Annotated in this window: 16 protein-coding genes; 7 read left to right on the forward strand and 9 right to left on the reverse strand. The window is 56.9% G+C overall.

The window, feature by feature from the left end; genetic code table 11:
- Positions 1 to 19 precede the first annotated feature (19 nt).
- Positions 20 to 1,006, reverse strand: coding sequence for a DUF3080 family protein (locus tag IT895_RS06960; protein ID WP_199285100.1), 987 nt, complete (start codon positions 1,004 to 1,006; stop codon positions 20 to 22).
- Entirely contained in the window at positions 1,003 to 2,442 is a 1,440-nt protein-coding gene (locus IT895_RS06965; protein WP_085919932.1) for an MATE family efflux transporter, read from the reverse strand. The genes IT895_RS06960 and IT895_RS06965 overlap by 4 nt, the downstream gene beginning before the upstream one ends.
- Before the next feature lie 124 nt (positions 2,443 to 2,566).
- Here IT895_RS06965 and IT895_RS06970 point away from each other — a divergent pair, with 124 nt between their 5' ends.
- Positions 2,567 to 3,112 carry an elongation factor P hydroxylase gene (locus IT895_RS06970; protein ID WP_085919941.1) on the forward strand — a complete coding sequence of 182 codons (546 nt, stop codon included), beginning with the start codon at positions 2,567 to 2,569 and terminating at the stop codon, positions 3,110 to 3,112.
- On the opposite strand, the gene IT895_RS06975 is transcribed toward IT895_RS06970, so the two are convergent.
- Both IT895_RS06975 and IT895_RS06980 read right to left on the reverse strand, forming a co-directional pair.
- The gene (locus IT895_RS06975; RefSeq protein WP_085919931.1) at positions 3,109 to 3,588 is read right to left on the reverse strand and encodes a hypothetical protein; all 480 of its coding nucleotides are present in this window, start codon (positions 3,586 to 3,588) and stop codon (positions 3,109 to 3,111) included. The genes IT895_RS06970 and IT895_RS06975 overlap by 4 nt on opposite strands.
- A gap of 1 nt (position 3,589) precedes the next feature.
- On the reverse strand, positions 3,590 to 4,453 hold the full coding sequence (locus IT895_RS06980; protein ID WP_085919930.1) for a TatD family hydrolase: 864 nt from the start codon (positions 4,451 to 4,453) through the stop codon (positions 3,590 to 3,592).
- A gap of 160 nt (positions 4,454 to 4,613) precedes the next feature.
- Between IT895_RS06980 and IT895_RS06985 the strand changes: the two genes are divergently transcribed.
- Positions 4,614 to 6,530, forward strand: coding sequence for an ATP-binding cassette domain-containing protein (locus IT895_RS06985; protein WP_199285101.1), 1,917 nt, complete (start codon positions 4,614 to 4,616; stop codon positions 6,528 to 6,530).
- A gap of 51 nt (positions 6,531 to 6,581) precedes the next feature.
- Here IT895_RS06985 and IT895_RS06990 read toward each other — a convergent pair whose 3' ends face one another.
- Positions 6,582 to 7,034, reverse strand: a complete 453-nt coding sequence (locus IT895_RS06990) for a universal stress protein (protein ID WP_085919928.1) — start codon at positions 7,032 to 7,034, stop codon at positions 6,582 to 6,584.
- A gap of 146 nt (positions 7,035 to 7,180) precedes the next feature.
- Here IT895_RS06990 and IT895_RS06995 point away from each other — a divergent pair, with 146 nt between their 5' ends.
- On the forward strand, positions 7,181 to 7,714 hold the full coding sequence (locus IT895_RS06995) for a preprotein translocase subunit YajC (RefSeq protein WP_085919927.1): 534 nt from the start codon (positions 7,181 to 7,183) through the stop codon (positions 7,712 to 7,714).
- Here the strand turns inward: IT895_RS06995 and slyA are convergent.
- Positions 7,694 to 8,146, reverse strand: coding sequence for a transcriptional regulator SlyA (gene slyA / locus IT895_RS07000; protein ID WP_085919926.1), 453 nt, complete (start codon positions 8,144 to 8,146; stop codon positions 7,694 to 7,696). The genes IT895_RS06995 and slyA overlap by 21 nt on opposite strands.
- A gap of 73 nt (positions 8,147 to 8,219) precedes the next feature.
- Positions 8,220 to 9,374 (reverse strand): DUF5924 family protein, encoded by a 1,155-nt coding sequence (locus tag IT895_RS07005; protein WP_199285102.1) that lies wholly within the window; start codon positions 9,372 to 9,374, stop codon positions 8,220 to 8,222.
- Positions 9,375 to 9,584: 210 nt separating this feature from the next.
- Here IT895_RS07005 and fadB point away from each other — a divergent pair, with 210 nt between their 5' ends.
- Both fadB and fadA read left to right on the forward strand, forming a co-directional pair.
- Positions 9,585 to 11,762 carry a fatty acid oxidation complex subunit alpha FadB gene (fadB, locus tag IT895_RS07010; RefSeq protein ID WP_199285103.1) on the forward strand — a complete coding sequence of 726 codons (2,178 nt, stop codon included), beginning with the start codon at positions 9,585 to 9,587 and terminating at the stop codon, positions 11,760 to 11,762.
- A 24-nt stretch (positions 11,763 to 11,786) separates the two neighbouring features.
- Positions 11,787 to 12,965, forward strand: coding sequence for an acetyl-CoA C-acyltransferase FadA (fadA, locus tag IT895_RS07015; protein WP_267905864.1), 1,179 nt, complete (start codon positions 11,787 to 11,789; stop codon positions 12,963 to 12,965).
- A 74-nt stretch (positions 12,966 to 13,039) separates the two neighbouring features.
- On the opposite strand, the gene IT895_RS07020 is transcribed toward fadA, so the two are convergent.
- Positions 13,040 to 14,128: a histone deacetylase family protein gene (locus IT895_RS07020; RefSeq protein WP_199285105.1), complete on the reverse strand. Its 1,089-nt coding sequence runs from the start codon at positions 14,126 to 14,128 to the stop codon at positions 13,040 to 13,042.
- 100 nt (positions 14,129 to 14,228) lie between these two features.
- Positions 14,229 to 14,690 (reverse strand): flavodoxin family protein, encoded by a 462-nt coding sequence (locus IT895_RS07025; RefSeq protein WP_199285106.1) that lies wholly within the window; start codon positions 14,688 to 14,690, stop codon positions 14,229 to 14,231.
- A 78-nt stretch (positions 14,691 to 14,768) separates the two neighbouring features.
- On the opposite strand from IT895_RS07025, the gene IT895_RS07030 reads away from it, so the two are divergent.
- Both IT895_RS07030 and IT895_RS07035 read left to right on the forward strand, forming a co-directional pair.
- Positions 14,769 to 15,146, forward strand: a complete 378-nt coding sequence (locus tag IT895_RS07030; protein ID WP_085919920.1) for a thiol-disulfide oxidoreductase DCC family protein — start codon at positions 14,769 to 14,771, stop codon at positions 15,144 to 15,146.
- A 91-nt stretch (positions 15,147 to 15,237) separates the two neighbouring features.
- Positions 15,238 to 15,714, forward strand: a complete 477-nt coding sequence (locus IT895_RS07035) for a YbhB/YbcL family Raf kinase inhibitor-like protein (protein WP_085919919.1) — start codon at positions 15,238 to 15,240, stop codon at positions 15,712 to 15,714.
- Positions 15,715 to 15,801: the final 87 nt, after the last annotated feature.

Below are 15,801 nucleotides of genomic sequence, written 5' to 3' on the forward strand. Positions count from 1 at the left end.
GTTAAGGGTAAACGACGTTTTAATTAGGCGTGCAATTAGAAAATTGAGCCCTGGCGCGTTCATGGGATTTTATAGCGGCCTGATAGCGTTGCCAGGGCGCATCGGGCGCCTGCAGTGATAGCCATCTGGACTGGTAAGCCTGTATTGCTTCAGGCACCACGATGGGGTATTGATTAATTAAGCCATTGACCGCGATTAACCATTGTTGGGCAGCGTCAGACAGTGCAGCCAAACGTTGCTTGTTCCATCGGGGGAGGCAGGTTTCGTCTGGCGTGGCATGCTCATTCAGGTATTCGCTAGCGTCTTCAAGCCGTTGAGCCGCCAGCATGAGTGTGCGCAATATCTCGGCAGTCAATGGGCGCGCCCGTAGCGTATTAAGCTGTTCTTCCAGTCTTGATGAGTCCTGCTGCCAAGCGAGACTGAATTGATGCTCCACCATTTGCTGCAAGTAGTGTACGGCTTCAAGCTGGGGCTCAATTGACGGTATGGCGTCGATCTTCAGAGGATGACTGGCCCGCGCAAAACTGTCGGTCCATTCGTCAGAGTCAAAAATGGCATTCCAACTGACATAGGGAAGTTGCGCTGTTTTGGTACCCACCAGCTTGTTCAGTCGTTCACGGTTTTCTGAGCTCAGCGTTTCAGGAACATCGCTTGTCCAGCATAATGTTAAACGTTGCCACAGCGTTCGTTCATAAAGCCATTGCTGGCTGGGGGGAGCGACTTTGCCCAGTTGATTATTGCGGGCGGCTACCAGGGATGTGATCTCGCATTCGCGTAAGGCATAGACGTTGAGCATTGAGTCGCGGGTTTCGTCGATGTCGAACAGGCGTGCTTCACGAGCCGGAAATGCACCGATATTAGGTGGTGAGCGCGTCTCGACAGGCCTGTCTGCCAGTGCGCTTTCAAGCTGCTGGTGGTAAGCCTCCCAAGGCGCCTCGGCTTGATGTGGGTCTGTGCAGCCGAGCAGCGTCAAGGGCAACACCCATATACAGTTAAAGCGTTTCATGCTGACTCCTTGATAGCAGAGGTGCGTCGGCTTATAACGTGCAGCCGCCAAGCCAGAAGGAAGGCAGCGGTGCTCAAGCCCGCAATCAAGCCGATCCAGTAGCCATGCACACCCAGCGGGCCAAGGACATTGCCGAGTCCTCGTGTGCCCAGCCAGTGACCCCCGCCAAGGCCCACCAGCCAATATGACAATACCGTAATGGCCATGACGATCCGCGTATCTTTATAACCTCTAAGGGCGCCCGCCAGATTCACCTGAAGCGAATCGGAGAGCTGGAAAATAGCCGCCAGGGCAATAATCGAGAGCGCCAGTGTCTGTATGGCTTGATTGGAAGTGTAGAGTGCAATGACAGGAGCGGCCGTTATCCATAGCAACAGGCTATTTAATGCGGCGACAATGACGCTGATAATAATACCGTTCCAGGCCACACGGCGGGCATGCGACATGAGTTGTTTGCCTAGCGTATTACCGACACGGACGGTTAGCGCCATGCTGAGCGACATGGGGAGCATAAATAGAATGGTGGTGTAACTAAGAGCGATCTGGTGAGCGCCGACGGTGACTTCGCCAAAGCTGGCGATAAATAATGCAATTAGCGTGAAAAGGGTAACTTCGACGAAAATGGCCACGCCAATAGGGACACCGACCACCAGCAGTTCCTGGATGCCATGCCTATTGGGAAGCGATAAGCGCTGCCACAATGAGATGCCGTGATAGTGATCGGTGTAGTGGGTGTAAAGGCTCATCGCGATCGCCATGGTCCACATGGACAGCGCGGTGGCGATACCGCATCCCAGCGCGCCCAGGGCAGGCAGTTGCTGTACTGTATCAGGTAACCATGGCCCTAGCAGGCTGACCAAGCCGTCGCCACCGTTAATCAGTAGATAGTTGGCAGGTATGTTGACAGCTAAGCCAACCAGGCTGATCCATAGGGCAGGCCGGGTATGGTTCATGCCATCCGAAAAAGCCCTGAGCGCCTGGAAAAGGGCGATGCCCGGCATGCCAAAGGCGACGGCGGCAAGATACGCAGCGGAGGAGTGTGCCACCTGCGTCGGCACTTCCATCAACTCGAAAATGGGCAGTACGCTTACCCAAAGCAGCATTGCCGCCAAAAGCCCCAGTACGATGGCAACCCAAAGTCCCTGGTGCACCGCTGGGCGAATAGCGTTGTGGCGCTGTCCGCCCAGCAGGTGCGCGACGATGGGCGTAAGCCCCATTAGTGTGCCGGTCATGAACAGCATTAACGGCATCCACAGACTGGACCCCACCGAGACAGCAGCCAGCGCAGTGGCATCATGGCGACCTGTCATGATGACATCGACCACGCTCATCCCCGCCTGGGCCAACTGAGCGCCACAGATGGGAAGAGCCAGACGAACAAGTTGGCGCGTTTCAAGCCAGTCGACCGGACTGAATTTTTCCAACACACGACCCACGGGTTAACTCCTGAGCAAAGCGGCCCTCAAAGCTCGCTAGATTAGCAGGTATACTGAGCAAAATTATGCTGCAGATGAGGCTAATGTGAGTAACACCCAACCGCAATGGACGCTCGACGACGTGATGGCATTATTTGATGGCGTCTTTTTCGAACGTTACCAAACCCGCTTGGTAAAAGGTGACGAGGAGCCCCTTTATCGACCGGCCGATGACAAGACGCCTTATCATCAAATTATTTTTGCTCATGGTTTTTTTGCCAGTGCGTTACACGAAATCAGTCATTGGTGTATTGCAGGCGCCGAGCGGCGACAAAAAGAAGACTATGGTTACTGGTATTTGCCTGATGGCCGGGACGCTGAACAACAGCGGGCGTTTGAGCAGTCTGAGGTAGGCCCACAAGCGCTGGAGTCGCTGTTTGCCGAGGCGTGTAGACGTGAATTTCATGTCAGCGTCGATAACCTGGGTGGCGATGCCGCGGTTGACCGTGAGGCATTTGCCGAAAAAGTGTCCCAGCGTGCCGCACGCTACAAGGAAGAAGGCCTGCCAGTGCGCGCCAACGCCTTTGCTTGTGCGTTGGCGCGTTATTATCGCCATCAGGGTACGTTAACCGAGGCCGTGGCCCATGGACATGCCGTGCTGGACCAAGCGGACTCAATGGCGAGCGCTTAATCGTCCTCGGTCAGCCTCTGATGCAAAGACAGCATGACCTCCAATTCATGCTCGGGCCGCATGGGTTCCAGCCCCAGCTCGCTGAACGTTTCTCGGCGCTGGCGGTGCCATTCGCCAGGCGTAATGGAAGGATAGAGCGCCGATGCCGGCGCCAGCTCCACAAAAGGGTCCAGTCCATAGGTGTCGAAGAGGCGTGCCAGAGCGGCTTCGTCATCGCCGTTATCGCTGGTATATAGCGTCGTGGAAAAGTGGTCGTTCTCAAGCTCACGGATCACTTCAAGGGGGCTGACCCCCAGGCTCTCCAGCTCTTCGATGCTGTAGGCACCCATGGCATTGGTATCTTCCTTGATCCAGCTATCGTCCGGGTGAATCAATGTCTGTTTAACTCGACCATCGGTTAGCGACCAGGCAATGGCTAAGGGGAGGCCATCATCTTCACCGGTCTCAATGGCAATAAACCCTGGATAATCGGCCACGCTAGTACTCCTTTAAAGATTCCGTGGGAAGGCGGAAAAAACGTTGGGCGGTCTGTGTGGTGGCAGCCCCCATGTCAGCCTCGCTGATGCCTCGGGACTCGGCAATTTCCCTGACAATCCATGGCAGCAGGGCAGGTTCGTGGCGGCGCCCTTTAAGTTTTGCCGGCAGGTTACGCGGCAGCAAATAGGGGCAATCGGTTTCCACCATCAGCCGGTCAAGCGGTATCTCACCCACCAAGGGGCGTAGATGATGGCCGCGCCGCTCGTCACAAATCCAGCCCGTCAGGCCTATATGCAAGTCTAGATCGAGATAGCCAAATAGCGTATCGCGGTCGGCGGTAAAACAATGCACCACGGCCTGGCTGATTTCATCACGCCAGGCATGCAGCATCTCGCGCATTCGGTGGCCGGCGTCCCGCTCATGCAGAAACAGCGGTAAACCGCTCTCAGCCGCCAGAGCAAGCTGTGCTTCAAACGCATGCTCCTGTTCACGGGGTGTCGAGAAATTGCGATTGAAATCAAGCCCGCATTCACCCACGGCAACAACTTCCGGCCTTGCATGCAGCCTGGCCATTTCACCCGCTATCGCGTTATTCCACTGGCTTGCATCGTGGGGGTGTATCCCGGCGGTGGCGTAGAGGCCGGGAAAACGCTGCGCGAGTGAAACAGCCTGCTCGGCGTGCTCAATGTCGGTGCCGGTAACGATCATTGTGGTTACCTGGGCTGCCTGCGCCCGTTGAATGACGGCTTCCAGGTCCCGCCCAAAGCTTTCATGGGTCAGGTTGGCCCCGATATCAACCAGCTGCGCGCTCGGACGGAACTGCAGTGCGTCGGGTAAAAAATCATCGATATAAGCGGTTCCCAAGCGGTACTCCCCTTAAGTCGTAAATGGACCATTGTAACGCCACGCGTCAGCTGACGGCTATCGGTGGTTCGAGGCATAAGGAATTTGTGCCTTATTAACGTTGTCCGCCCAGTCCGCGCATGCGTTACACTGTGCGCCTCATAATGAAGGAGGACACTGCGTGACCCTGTTACGACTTGAACAGCTGCAACTTGCCTACGGCACCCAGGTACTTCTCGACCGCGCCGATCTCACGGTTGAGAGAGGCGAGCGGCTGGCGCTAGTCGGTCGCAATGGCACCGGTAAGTCTACCTTGCTGAAATTGGTCGCCGGCGATATCCAGGCTGATGACGGCTCAATCTGGCGGGCACCTGGCTTGAAGATTGGCGTGTTGGCCCAGGAGCTGCCCGACTCTTCCGGCATGACGATTTTTGACATGGTGGCGCAAGGGCTGCCAGAGGCCGGAGAGTTACTGTCAGAATACCAGCATTTGATCAATGACCCTGATCCCGACATGAACCGCATGGCCACCTTGCAAACCCGCCTGGAAGCGATTGATGGCTGGTCGTTCCATCAGCAGATTGACGTGGTGCTGACGCGCTTGGGGCTGCCTCCGGAAGCCGAGATGAGCGCACTTTCCGGTGGCTGGCGGCGCCGCGTCGCATTGGCCCGGGCGTTGGTTGCCCAGCCTGACCTGCTGCTGCTTGACGAGCCGACCAACCACCTGGATCTGGACACCATCGCCTGGCTGGAAGAGCAGTTGCTAGCGTTTAACGGCGCGGTGTTGCTGATTACCCACGACCGGGCATTCCTCTCCAAGCTGGCGACCCATATTCTGGAATTGGATCGTGGCAAGCTTGGGCGCTATCCCGGTGACTATGCTGAGTACCAGGCGCGTAAACAGCACGAACTGGAGGTCGAAGCGCGGGAAAACGCCGAGTTCGATAAAAAGCTGGCGCAGGAAGAAGTCTGGATTCGTCAGGGCATCAAGGCACGCCGGACGCGTAACGAAGGCCGGGTCAGGGCGCTTGAGGCGATGCGCAGCGAGCGCAGTCAGCGCCGTGAGCGTCAGGGAACGGCCAATCTGTCGGTGGATAGCGGAGAAAGGACCGGCAAGCGCGTCGTCAAGCTGAAAGGCGTCAGTCAGCGGTTCGGCGATGACACCATCATCCGCGACTTGAACCTTGAGGTGATGCGCGGCGATCGAATTGGCTTTCTGGGGCGTAACGGGGCCGGCAAAACAACGCTGCTCAAGATATTGTTAGGCGAGATTGAGCCCACAGAAGGTACTGTTCAGTTGGGCACCAACCTTAAGGTGGCTTACTTTGACCAGCTTCGCGCAGGACTTGAGCTGGAGAAAACGGTCTACGATAACGTGGCGCAAGGGAGTGATCGGGTCAGTGTCGGTGGCAAAGACCGCCATGTCATGAGCTATCTCCAGGATTTCCTGTTCACGCCTGACCGCGTACGTCAGCCGGTAAAAGCACTCTCGGGTGGTGAGTCAAATCGGCTGTTGCTGGCCAAGCTGTTCACCCAGCCGGCCAATGTGCTGGTGCTCGATGAGCCAACCAACGACCTGGATATGGAAACCCTGGAGCTGCTTGAAGAGCTGCTGCTGAATTTCGAAGGAACACTGCTGTTGGTGTCCCATGACCGAACCTTTATGGATAACGTGGTCACCAGTATGCTGGCGTTCGAAGGTGAGGGCGTGGTTCGCGAATACGTCGGCGGCTATACCGACTGGATTCGGCAGGGCGGCAAATTGCCACCTGCTCCCTGGGAAGGGGCGGCAAGGCAGAACACTGAACCGACTGCAACGGCGGCTAAAGAAAAGCACAGCGCAACCGCTGCTCCGGCGCAAAAGCCAGTCAAGCTTTCCTATAAGCTACAGCGTGAACTTGATGCGTTACCTGCCGAGATAGAGCGGTTGGAGAACGATGTGGAAGCACTGGAACAGGAAGCCGCCGACCCGGCATTCTACCAGCAGGACGCTAGCGACGTGACGACCAAGCTGCAGGCGTTAGAGCAGACGCAGCAAGCGCTAGATGCGGCCATGGAACGCTGGATGTCACTGGAAGCGATGGCCAACGGTGAATAATCAGCCTGCTGAGGGTGCCGGCATCACCGGCACCTTCAAACGCATAAGGCATTATTCGTCGCTTTCTTCACCTTTTTTACCTACGCGAACCGCCAGTACGTCGCACTGTGCGCCGTGCAGTACGCCGGTAGAGGTGGAGCCAAGCAACAGGGCAAACCCATGGCGTCCGTGAGAGCCGACGACAATCAAGTCAACGCCGTGCTCTTCAGCAAAGCGATGGATTTCAGTATCCGGCATACCGACCACCACGTGTTGATCTGCCTCGGCAATGTGGGGAGCCGCTATGTCGGCCAGGCGTTTCTTGGCGTGATCGTCAAGCTGGTCCTGAATGCTGGTCAAATCCATCGGGATATCGCCGCCGTAAGCAAATCCCAGGGGTTCAAGCGTGTGCATGATAGAAATTTTGGCGCGGTCATTACGCTCGGCAATCGCGATGGCCCGATCCAGAATTTTCTTAGAGTCTTTGGTCAAGTCGACGGCAACCAGAATATGGTGATAGCTCATGGCCTATCTCCTCAGTGAGTAACAAGCAGTCTTCTGTATCTAATGCTCTCTACTTTAAGTGGCGTGCCTCATCTTAACAACGACCTGGATCATGGTTTTTATGCACTCTCCATTCAAGTGTGGCTCAGTTTGAAGGAAATGTAGAAATGGAATGGTTGATTATTGTGTTTATCATGCTGTTTGTCTTGGCGCCGGTGATGTGGCTAAAACCGAGCCCACGACAAAAGAGAACCATGGCCATGCGCCTGCACGCCAGCCGAAAAGGGGTAACGATCAAGCAGCAAAAGCCACCGCTTCATGGGTTCAGAGGCACCATGCCTGCTTACCGCTGGTACTACCCCCAGCAGCAACCCGGGCCTGATTTCGTGCTCGTCCGCGACCAGCACGCCAGCCAGGAACTCGAGCCCTACCATGCAGGGTGGCGCTGGCGCATAGCACCACTAAGGCCCATTCCCGGTGCTGCTGAAGCGCCACTTAAAGCGCTGCTGGAACGCCTGCCACTGGATGCGCTGGTGCTTGAGTCAACGCCCAATTCACTGACGCTGTGGTGGTGGGAATCGCAGAATGCCGCGCGCTTTGATACCTATCTGGATGATTTTAATCAGCTACGCGATCAAATGTCGGGCCAGGCAGATAGCCTTCCTCAAGAACCACCCTCATCAGGAAGCCGCTTCCTGTAGATCGCGCGCCTGAATGGCCAGTCCGTTTTGCTCAATGCGTTCCAGCCATTCACCCAGTTGTTCCAGATCCTCCTCCGAGAGACCTTCGAACATTTCTTTGCGGGCTTCCTTTGCCACATTGTCAATCTGTTCAAGCAGTGGCATGGCCGCATCTGTCAGGTGGATACGTTTGCTGCGACGGTCGCTATCGCAAGCGCGCCGCTCCACCAGGCCCTGGTCTTCGAGCTGACTGAGTGTCCGAACCAAGGAGGGGGCCTCGACACCTATGGCCCGTGCCAAGTCACATTGCGGCTGGCCGTCGCCCAGGCGCCACAGATGATACAGCGTCACCCAACGCGTTTGTGTGAGGCCAAGCGGCGCCAGGCGGCGATCCAGTATGGAACGCCATAGATGGGGCAGGCGAGCAATGCGAAAACCAATTGATGATGCCATGATCTGCTAGTTACCAGTCAAAATGAATAGACGGATTGTCATAATCTCGAGCGATGAATGCAAGACACGATCACTACTCTGCGTCGGTTTGGTCAACGTCTCGATCACGACCAGGGATAAAGCGCTGAAGATTCAACCTGCTCAAACCCGCCGGCCGAATGTCACTATCTGCCATCGTCGCCTTTTCGGTATCTTCGCTGACGGTAAACCGGATCAGGCCTAACCGCTGGCCGCTGTCTGTCATGATATCTACCCGCCAGCGGCCAGATGGATTCTCGGGGAAGTTCAGCTTGTGGCTCCAGGCTCGGTAACCTTCTTCCCGCCCCCCATTGATATCCAGGTCGACGACGTCCAGCTGTTCACCATTTTGATGCCACACATGGGAAATCGTTTCACTCAACCCCCGTGGGGCACGAATGGCGGTATACACATAAAGACCGTTTTGCTTAACCGCCTGGGGGGTCAAGGCAATGGAGCCGCGGGGTTCTCGTTGCTGAATATTGAGGGCCGGTGACAACGCCGTGCCGGTCATCCATAAGCTGGCTGGTGGCACCCAGGCGCGCCCGAACCAGGCCAGGCCCGCCACTATTAACATCATGGCGAGTAACGGAAACCAGCCGCTGAATGAGCGTTGCCTTAGCAGATGCCAAAAGCTGGGTATTGCGACCACTAACATGGTCGCAATGGCCAGTAGCAAACTCTGCCCGGTGGTTAAGTGAAGCATGATCGGCAACGTGACCAGCACCACCAAAAACACGCACAGCGCATGGAACATGAAGTAGGCACTGCGCCAGCGCCCAGCAACCTTGTAATACAGAGGATCAATAATCGACAGCACCGCCATGGCCACGACGCAAAGTGAGAAGAGACTTTGGCCGCTGTTCCATACGGTGGTGATCAAAATAAACGGCAGTGTGAAAAATAGCGTTTCCTGGTGGATCATCTGGGCGATGAACGAGGCAACGCCTTTGGGTAGGGTGGGATAGCCTCGACGGGCAAGCCAGCGACCGACCAGACTTTCTGAGAGAAGCAACAGCCAGGCGAACAAAAGCCCCAATGCCAGCGCTGCACCCAGCCATTGCTGGCGATCCACAAGAAAGAAACTGCCCAGGCCAGCCGCAAAGGCTAAAGGGGGCCACAGCCAGCTCCATGGTTTTAAACGAACGACGAGTCGTTCCACAAATGATTGCAAAGCGGCGATGCGCGCCTGTGTGAGCAGCGTGCCCATATAAAATAACCCGGATGATCAACGAGCCGTGATCCTAACAGTCCGAACGCCCGGCGGGGAGCGCTGGTCGAAGAAGTTTATAGAATTAGCCAAAAGTCAGGGCTTGACGTTCTTGGGTAACTCAACCAAGCTTACGCAATCAAACGACCGTATGAAATGCGAGGTGCGTCCCGTTGATTGGGACCACCCGAACTTGTGGAGAGAGCGCGGATGATCTATCAAGGCAATGCCATCACGGTGGAGCGTCGTGACACCCAGGGTGGCAATGACATCGCAACGCTCACTTTCGATTTGAAAGATGAGTCCGTCAACAAGCTGTCCAGCGCCGTGGTGACAGAGCTGGGAGAAGCGGTAAAAGCCCTTCAGGCAGAAGCCGGTTTGCAGGGACTGGTCATTGGCAGTGCCAAAGAAGCCTTTATTGTCGGTGCTGATATTACCGAGTTCCACACCCTGTTCGATAAAGGCGAAGAGTACCTGGTGGAAATGAACCTCAAGGTTCATGACATCTTCAACGCCATTGAAGATTTACCTTTCCCCACGGTCACGGCGATCAACGGGCTGGCGTTGGGCGGCGGCTGCGAAGTACTGCTGACCACCGATTTCCGTGTGATGAGCGAAAAGGCCAAGATTGGCCTGCCGGAAACCAAGCTGGGCATTCTGCCGGGCTGGGGTGGTTGCGTTCGTCTGCCGCGGCTGATCGGCGCCGACAATGCGATTGAATGGATCGCCGGCGGTACGGAAAATCGTGCGGACGCTGCGCTCAAGATGGGAGCCGTCGATGCCGTCGTCGCCCATGAGCTGCTCGAAAGCGCCGCGCTGGATATCCTCGACCGCGCTAATGCCGGCGAGCTCGACTATCAAGCGCGCCGCGACGAAAAGACCAGCCCGCTCAAGCTCAATGCCATCGAGCAGATGATGGCGTTTGAAACCGCCAAGGGTTACGTGGCAGGCAAGGCGGGGCCGTACTATCCCGCGCCGGTCGAAGCCATCAAGGTAATCCAGAAGGGCGCTGGTGAGGAGCGTGGTCGCGCTCAGGCGATCGAGGCCAAGGCTTTTGCCAAGCTGGCGCTGAGCAGCGTGGCGTTCAACCTGGTGGGTCTGTTCCTCAACGACCAGGTGGTCAAGAAAAAAGGCAGCCAGTACGAGAAGCAGGCGCAGCCGGTCAACCAGACCGCGGTGCTGGGCGCGGGTATCATGGGCGGCGGTATCGCCTATCAAAGCGCCTCGAAAGGCACGCCCATCCTGATGAAAGATATCAAGGATGACGCCATCGAGCTGGGCCTCAAGGAAGCCCGCAAGCTGTTTGCCAAGCAGGTCGAGCGTAACAAGCTGACCACCGAGCAAATGGCCGAGAAGCTGAGCAATATTCGCCCAACGCTCTCCTACGGCGATTTCGGCAATGTCGACCTGGTGGTCGAGGCCGTGGTCGAAAACCCCAAGGTCAAGGACGCCGTGTTGACCGAAGTAGAAGGTATGGTCAGCGAGAATACGATTCTTACCTCTAACACCTCGACCATTTCCATCAACCGCCTGGCCAAGAACCTCCAGCGTCCGGAAAACTTCTGCGGCATGCACTTCTTCAACCCGGTGCACCGTATGCCGCTGGTGGAAGTAATCCGCGGTGAGAAAACCTCGGATGCCGCGGTAGCCGCCACGGTCGCCTACGCGCGTGCCATGGGCAAAACGCCGATCGTGGTCAACGACTGCCCCGGGTTTCTGGTCAACCGAGTGCTGTTCCCGTACTTCGGTGGTTTCAGCTTCCTGGTCGAGCAAGGCGCCGACTTCCAGCACGTCGACAAGGTAATGGAGAAGTTTGGCTGGCCGATGGGCCCTGCGTATCTGCTGGACGTGGTCGGTATGGATACGGCGGTTCACGCCAACGAGGTCATGGCCGAAGGCTTCCCGGATCGAATGGCCCGTGACGGCAAGACCGCCATCCAGGTCATGTACGACAACGAGCGCCTCGGTCAGAAGAATGACAAGGGCTTCTACACCTACGAAGAGGATAAAAAGGGTAAGCCCAAGAAAGTCACCGATGAAGCGGCCTACACCTTGGTCAATGAAGTGGTGAAAGAGCACAAGGAGTTTTCGGACGAGGACATTATCGCCCGCATGATGGTGCCCCTCTGCCTGGAGACCGTGCGCTGCCTGGAAGACGGTATTGTCGCGACGCCCGCCGAAGCTGATATGGCGCTTATTTATGGTATCGGGTTCCCGCCGTTCCGCGGCGGGGCGTTGCGCTACATTGACGCCATGGGTGTGGCCGAGTTCGTCAAGCTGGCCGAAGGCCTGGCCGATGAGTTGGGACCGCTCTACGCGCCCACCGACAAGCTGCGCCAGATGGCTAAGAATGGCGAACGCTTTTATACCGCCGACGGTCAGGCCTAAATCACCACGTACAGGAGAAATATGATGAGTTTGAATCCGAGAGATATCGTGGTGGTCGACGCCGTACGTACCGCCATGGCCAAAGCCAAGAACGGCGCGTTTCGTAACGTGCGGGCAGAAAATCTATCAGCGGCCGCCATGCAGGCCTTGTTTCAGCGCAATACCAACCTGGATGCCTCAGAAGTCGACGACGTGATTTGGGGCTGTGTTAACCAAACACTTGAACAATCGATGAACATTGCGCGCAACGCCGCCATCATGACCGGCATTCCGCGCTCGGTGCCGGCGCAGACCGTCAACCGCCTGTGCGGCTCTTCCATGAGCGCGCTGCATATCGCCTCGGCCAATATCAAGGCCGGTATGGGGGATTTCTACATCATCGGCGGCGTCGAGCACATGGAACACGTGCCAATGACCCACGGCGTTGACGTCAATCCCGCGGCCAGCAAGCACGCCGCGAAAGCCGCTATGATGATGGGCCTGACCGCCGAGCTACTGGGTAAAATGCACGGTGTCTCCCGTGAAGATCAGGACAAGTTTGGCGTACGCTCCCACCAGCGTGCCCAGGCGGCGATGGAAAAAGGTTACTTCGATAACGAAATCATCGGTGTCGAAGGCCATGACCAGCAAGGCTTCAAAGTCATGGTCAAGAACGATGAAGTGATCCGTCCCGATGCCAGCATGGAGTCAATGGCTAACCTCAAGCCGGTGTTTGACCCCCGCAATGGTACCGTGACCGCTGGCACGTCTTCGGCGCTATCGGTGGGCGCTTCCGCGATGGCGGTGATGAGCTACGAGCGTGCCCAGGCCTTGGGCCTCGAGCCGATTGCCAAGGTACTGTCTACTGGTGTGGCGGGCTGTGATGCGTCCATCATGGGGTATGGCCCGGTGCCTGCTTCCAAGAAGGCGCTGAAAGCCGCTGGGCTTTCCGCGGCCGACATTCAGACCGTCGAGCTTAACGAAGCCTTTGCCGCTCAGGGCATTCCCGTCCTGAAAGACCTGGGTTTCCTGGATGCCATGGACGAGAAGGTCAATCTGCACGGCGGCGCCATTGCGCTGGGGCACCCGCTGGGCTGCTCGGGGTCGCGCATCTGTACAACGCTGCTTAACGTCATGCAGCAGCGCGACACCACCCTCGGTCTCGCCACCATGTGTATCGGCATGGGGCAGGGGGTTGCCACGGTATTTGAACGCCTCAGATAACCATGGCGTTAGCCAGAGCGTAAAACGGCACCCTTCGGGGTGCCGTTTTTTTCCGCAAGCGCTTGGGGTATCGGCTATTCGGCCTGAAAGGCGCTGCGATGGAAATTGGCCGCTGCCTCAACGTCTGCAATACCGCAGCTGTCCGGGACGGGGATTGTCTGGCCGGCAAGTACGGCAAGGACGGCGCGCGTCCCGTTGGCCAGCGATTCGAGGTTGTAGCCGCCTTCGAGCACAAAGACCAGGCGGCCGTCGCAGTGTTTTTCGGCCAGCTGCTGTAAAAAGCCGGTCAAGGCACCAAACCCGTCGTAGGAAACATTGAGGGCCAGGTCGTGCCAGTGCGGGTCAAAGCCGGCGGAGACAAGAATGATATCGGGTTTGAACCAGTCGGCTGCCGGCGCCAGGATGTCTCGAAACGCCTTGAGATAGGCTTCATCTCCGGCGCCCGCCGGTAACGGCACGTTGACGGTGGTGCCTTCGGCAAGGCCCGCGCCGACGTCATGCAGATGGCCGGAACCCGGATAGAAGGGCGCGGCGCGGTGGATATCAAAAAACATCACGTCGGGCTCGGCCCAGAAAATATCCTGGGTGCCGTTGCCGTGGTGAGCATCCCAATCGACGATCAAGACCCTTTCGCACCCCAGAGCGCTGCGCGCATGCGCTGCCGCGACTGCCACATTGTTGAACAGACAAAAGCCCCGTGCGCGCACGGGCTCGGCGTGGTGACCTGGGGGGCGAACGAGGGCAAAGGCGCTCCGGGTACGTTTTTCCATGACGGCCTCAACGGCGGCAATGGCGGTGCCGGCAGCGACTTCGGCGGCGTCCACGCTGCCCGGTGACACGGCGGTGGTATCCACATCCAGCCAGGCATTCTTGCCTCTCAAATTGAAGATGTCGCTCAGGTAGGAGGTCGTGTGCACCCGGGCCAGCTGTTCATGGGTGGCAGCTTTGCCACCTTCGAAGACAAGCCCCTCGATTGGGGCTTTGTTGAGTAACTGTTGAATAGCTTTTAGCCGACCGGGGTGTTCCGGGTATTTCCAGGGAACAGAGAGCCCCGACAGCAGCTGTCGAATCCGTTTATCAATGCGGTCAGGTAGAAAATCGGCATCAATATTGGGTTCGTGGGCAAGGACGCGATCATCATAGAAGGCGATAACGTTATGCATGGTCATATACCTGAGTTAGGGCGCGCGCAGTGCAGGCGTGTCACTTGTTGGTACCCCAAGCGCTAAAAAGGTTGCTTATAGTAAGGCAGGCTTGACGGCGTTATACAATGCCATTATCCAGGCTAAACGCTAAATAGAGCCCCAACTCCTCCACCTGGGTGGCAAAATCATCCTGCCACTCGCCCTGCAGGGTGAGTGGCGGCTGTACCCAGCGCCAGCGCAGGCCGGAAACGATGCTCTCAACCGCTCGTCTAGTGCCTGTACCGTCAAGCCCGGCACGAATGTACAGGGCACATGGCAGGCCCTGTTTTTCCTCTATGACCCCGTAGTAGCTGCGATCGAAAAAATCCTTGAGCGCACCGCTCATGTAACCCAGGTTTTCCGTGGTACCTAACAGTATGCCATCGCAGGCCACTACATCGTCAGGACCGGCTTCGAAAGGGGTCTTGACAACGCATCGCACGTTTTCAAGGTCGCTGTGCGTCGCGCCGCGATAGGCAGCATCACTGAGCGCCTGGGTATTCGGTGAAGGGGTATGAGCAACGATAAGTAGTTGTTTCATTAGTTAACCTGTGGGGATGAGGTTTGCGTCTTTGCAGCGACATGCCACACTAAGCGTTAACCTATTCCAAGAGCCTATATGCCCACGAATGCCATGATCAATGTGTATTACGATGCGATCTGCCCTGGCTGTCGCAAGGATCGACGGCGCTTTGAACGCTGGGCAGGCAAGCGTGCCAGAGATATTGATTGGCTCGATGTGACCGAGCATCAGCAGCTTCTGCGCGACAAGGGGATTGCGCCGGAAGCAGCTTTGCGATCGTTGCATATCGAGCTGAGTGACGGGCGCATGATTGAGGGTATTGATGCTTATCGATTACTCATGCAGCGTATACCGTTATTTTATCCCGTGGCATGGTTGATTGGTTTGCCTGGTATCAAGCAGGCGCTGCGTCGTTACTACGATCACTGGGTGAAGAAGCGCTTGGAGCGTGAGGGCCGCTGGCCGCCCCAATAAGGCATTCTGTCGCCTGATGACATTGACAACGACGCGCTTTTCGACAAGGCTTTTGGCACTTCTCACTGGATGATCAAGGAGAAAGAAAGCTATGGCGTTTGCTCTATCTTCAATGCAGGTAACCAGCAGTGCTTTTGCGAATCATCAAGCGATTCCGGCTAAACATAGTGCCGAGCAAGATGATGTATCGCCTGCACTGGCTTGGCAGGGCGCACCTGACGGTACCAAGGGGTTCGCCGTTGTGTGCCACGATCCCGATGCGCCGCTTGTTAAAGACGGCACCTACGGGTTTGTTCATTGGGTGCTGTATAACCTGCCGGGCGATCTCAACGAGCTGAGTGAAAATACGGCGCTGGGTACCGCCGGTGCCAATGACTTCGGCAACCAGGGGTATGGTGGTCCCATGCCGCCAGAAGGCCATGGTACGCATTATTATTATTTTTGGGTGCTGGCGCTGGACCATCAAACGGCCTTGCCCGAGGGCCTGACACTCGCCGAGTTGCTGCGTGAAATTGAACCGAACCTGCTAGGTATGAATCGACTGGTCGGCACCTATCAGCGCGACTGATGCTGCCATAGTAACCGGGAAGCACCATTCTCCCATCGTTTTTTGACGAAACCCGCGAATTTACTCGCGGGTTTTTTTCGCTCAGCA

Source organism: Halomonas sp. A40-4, from assembly GCF_015767635.1.
Lineage (GTDB): Bacteria > Pseudomonadota > Gammaproteobacteria > Pseudomonadales > Halomonadaceae > Vreelandella > Vreelandella janggokensis.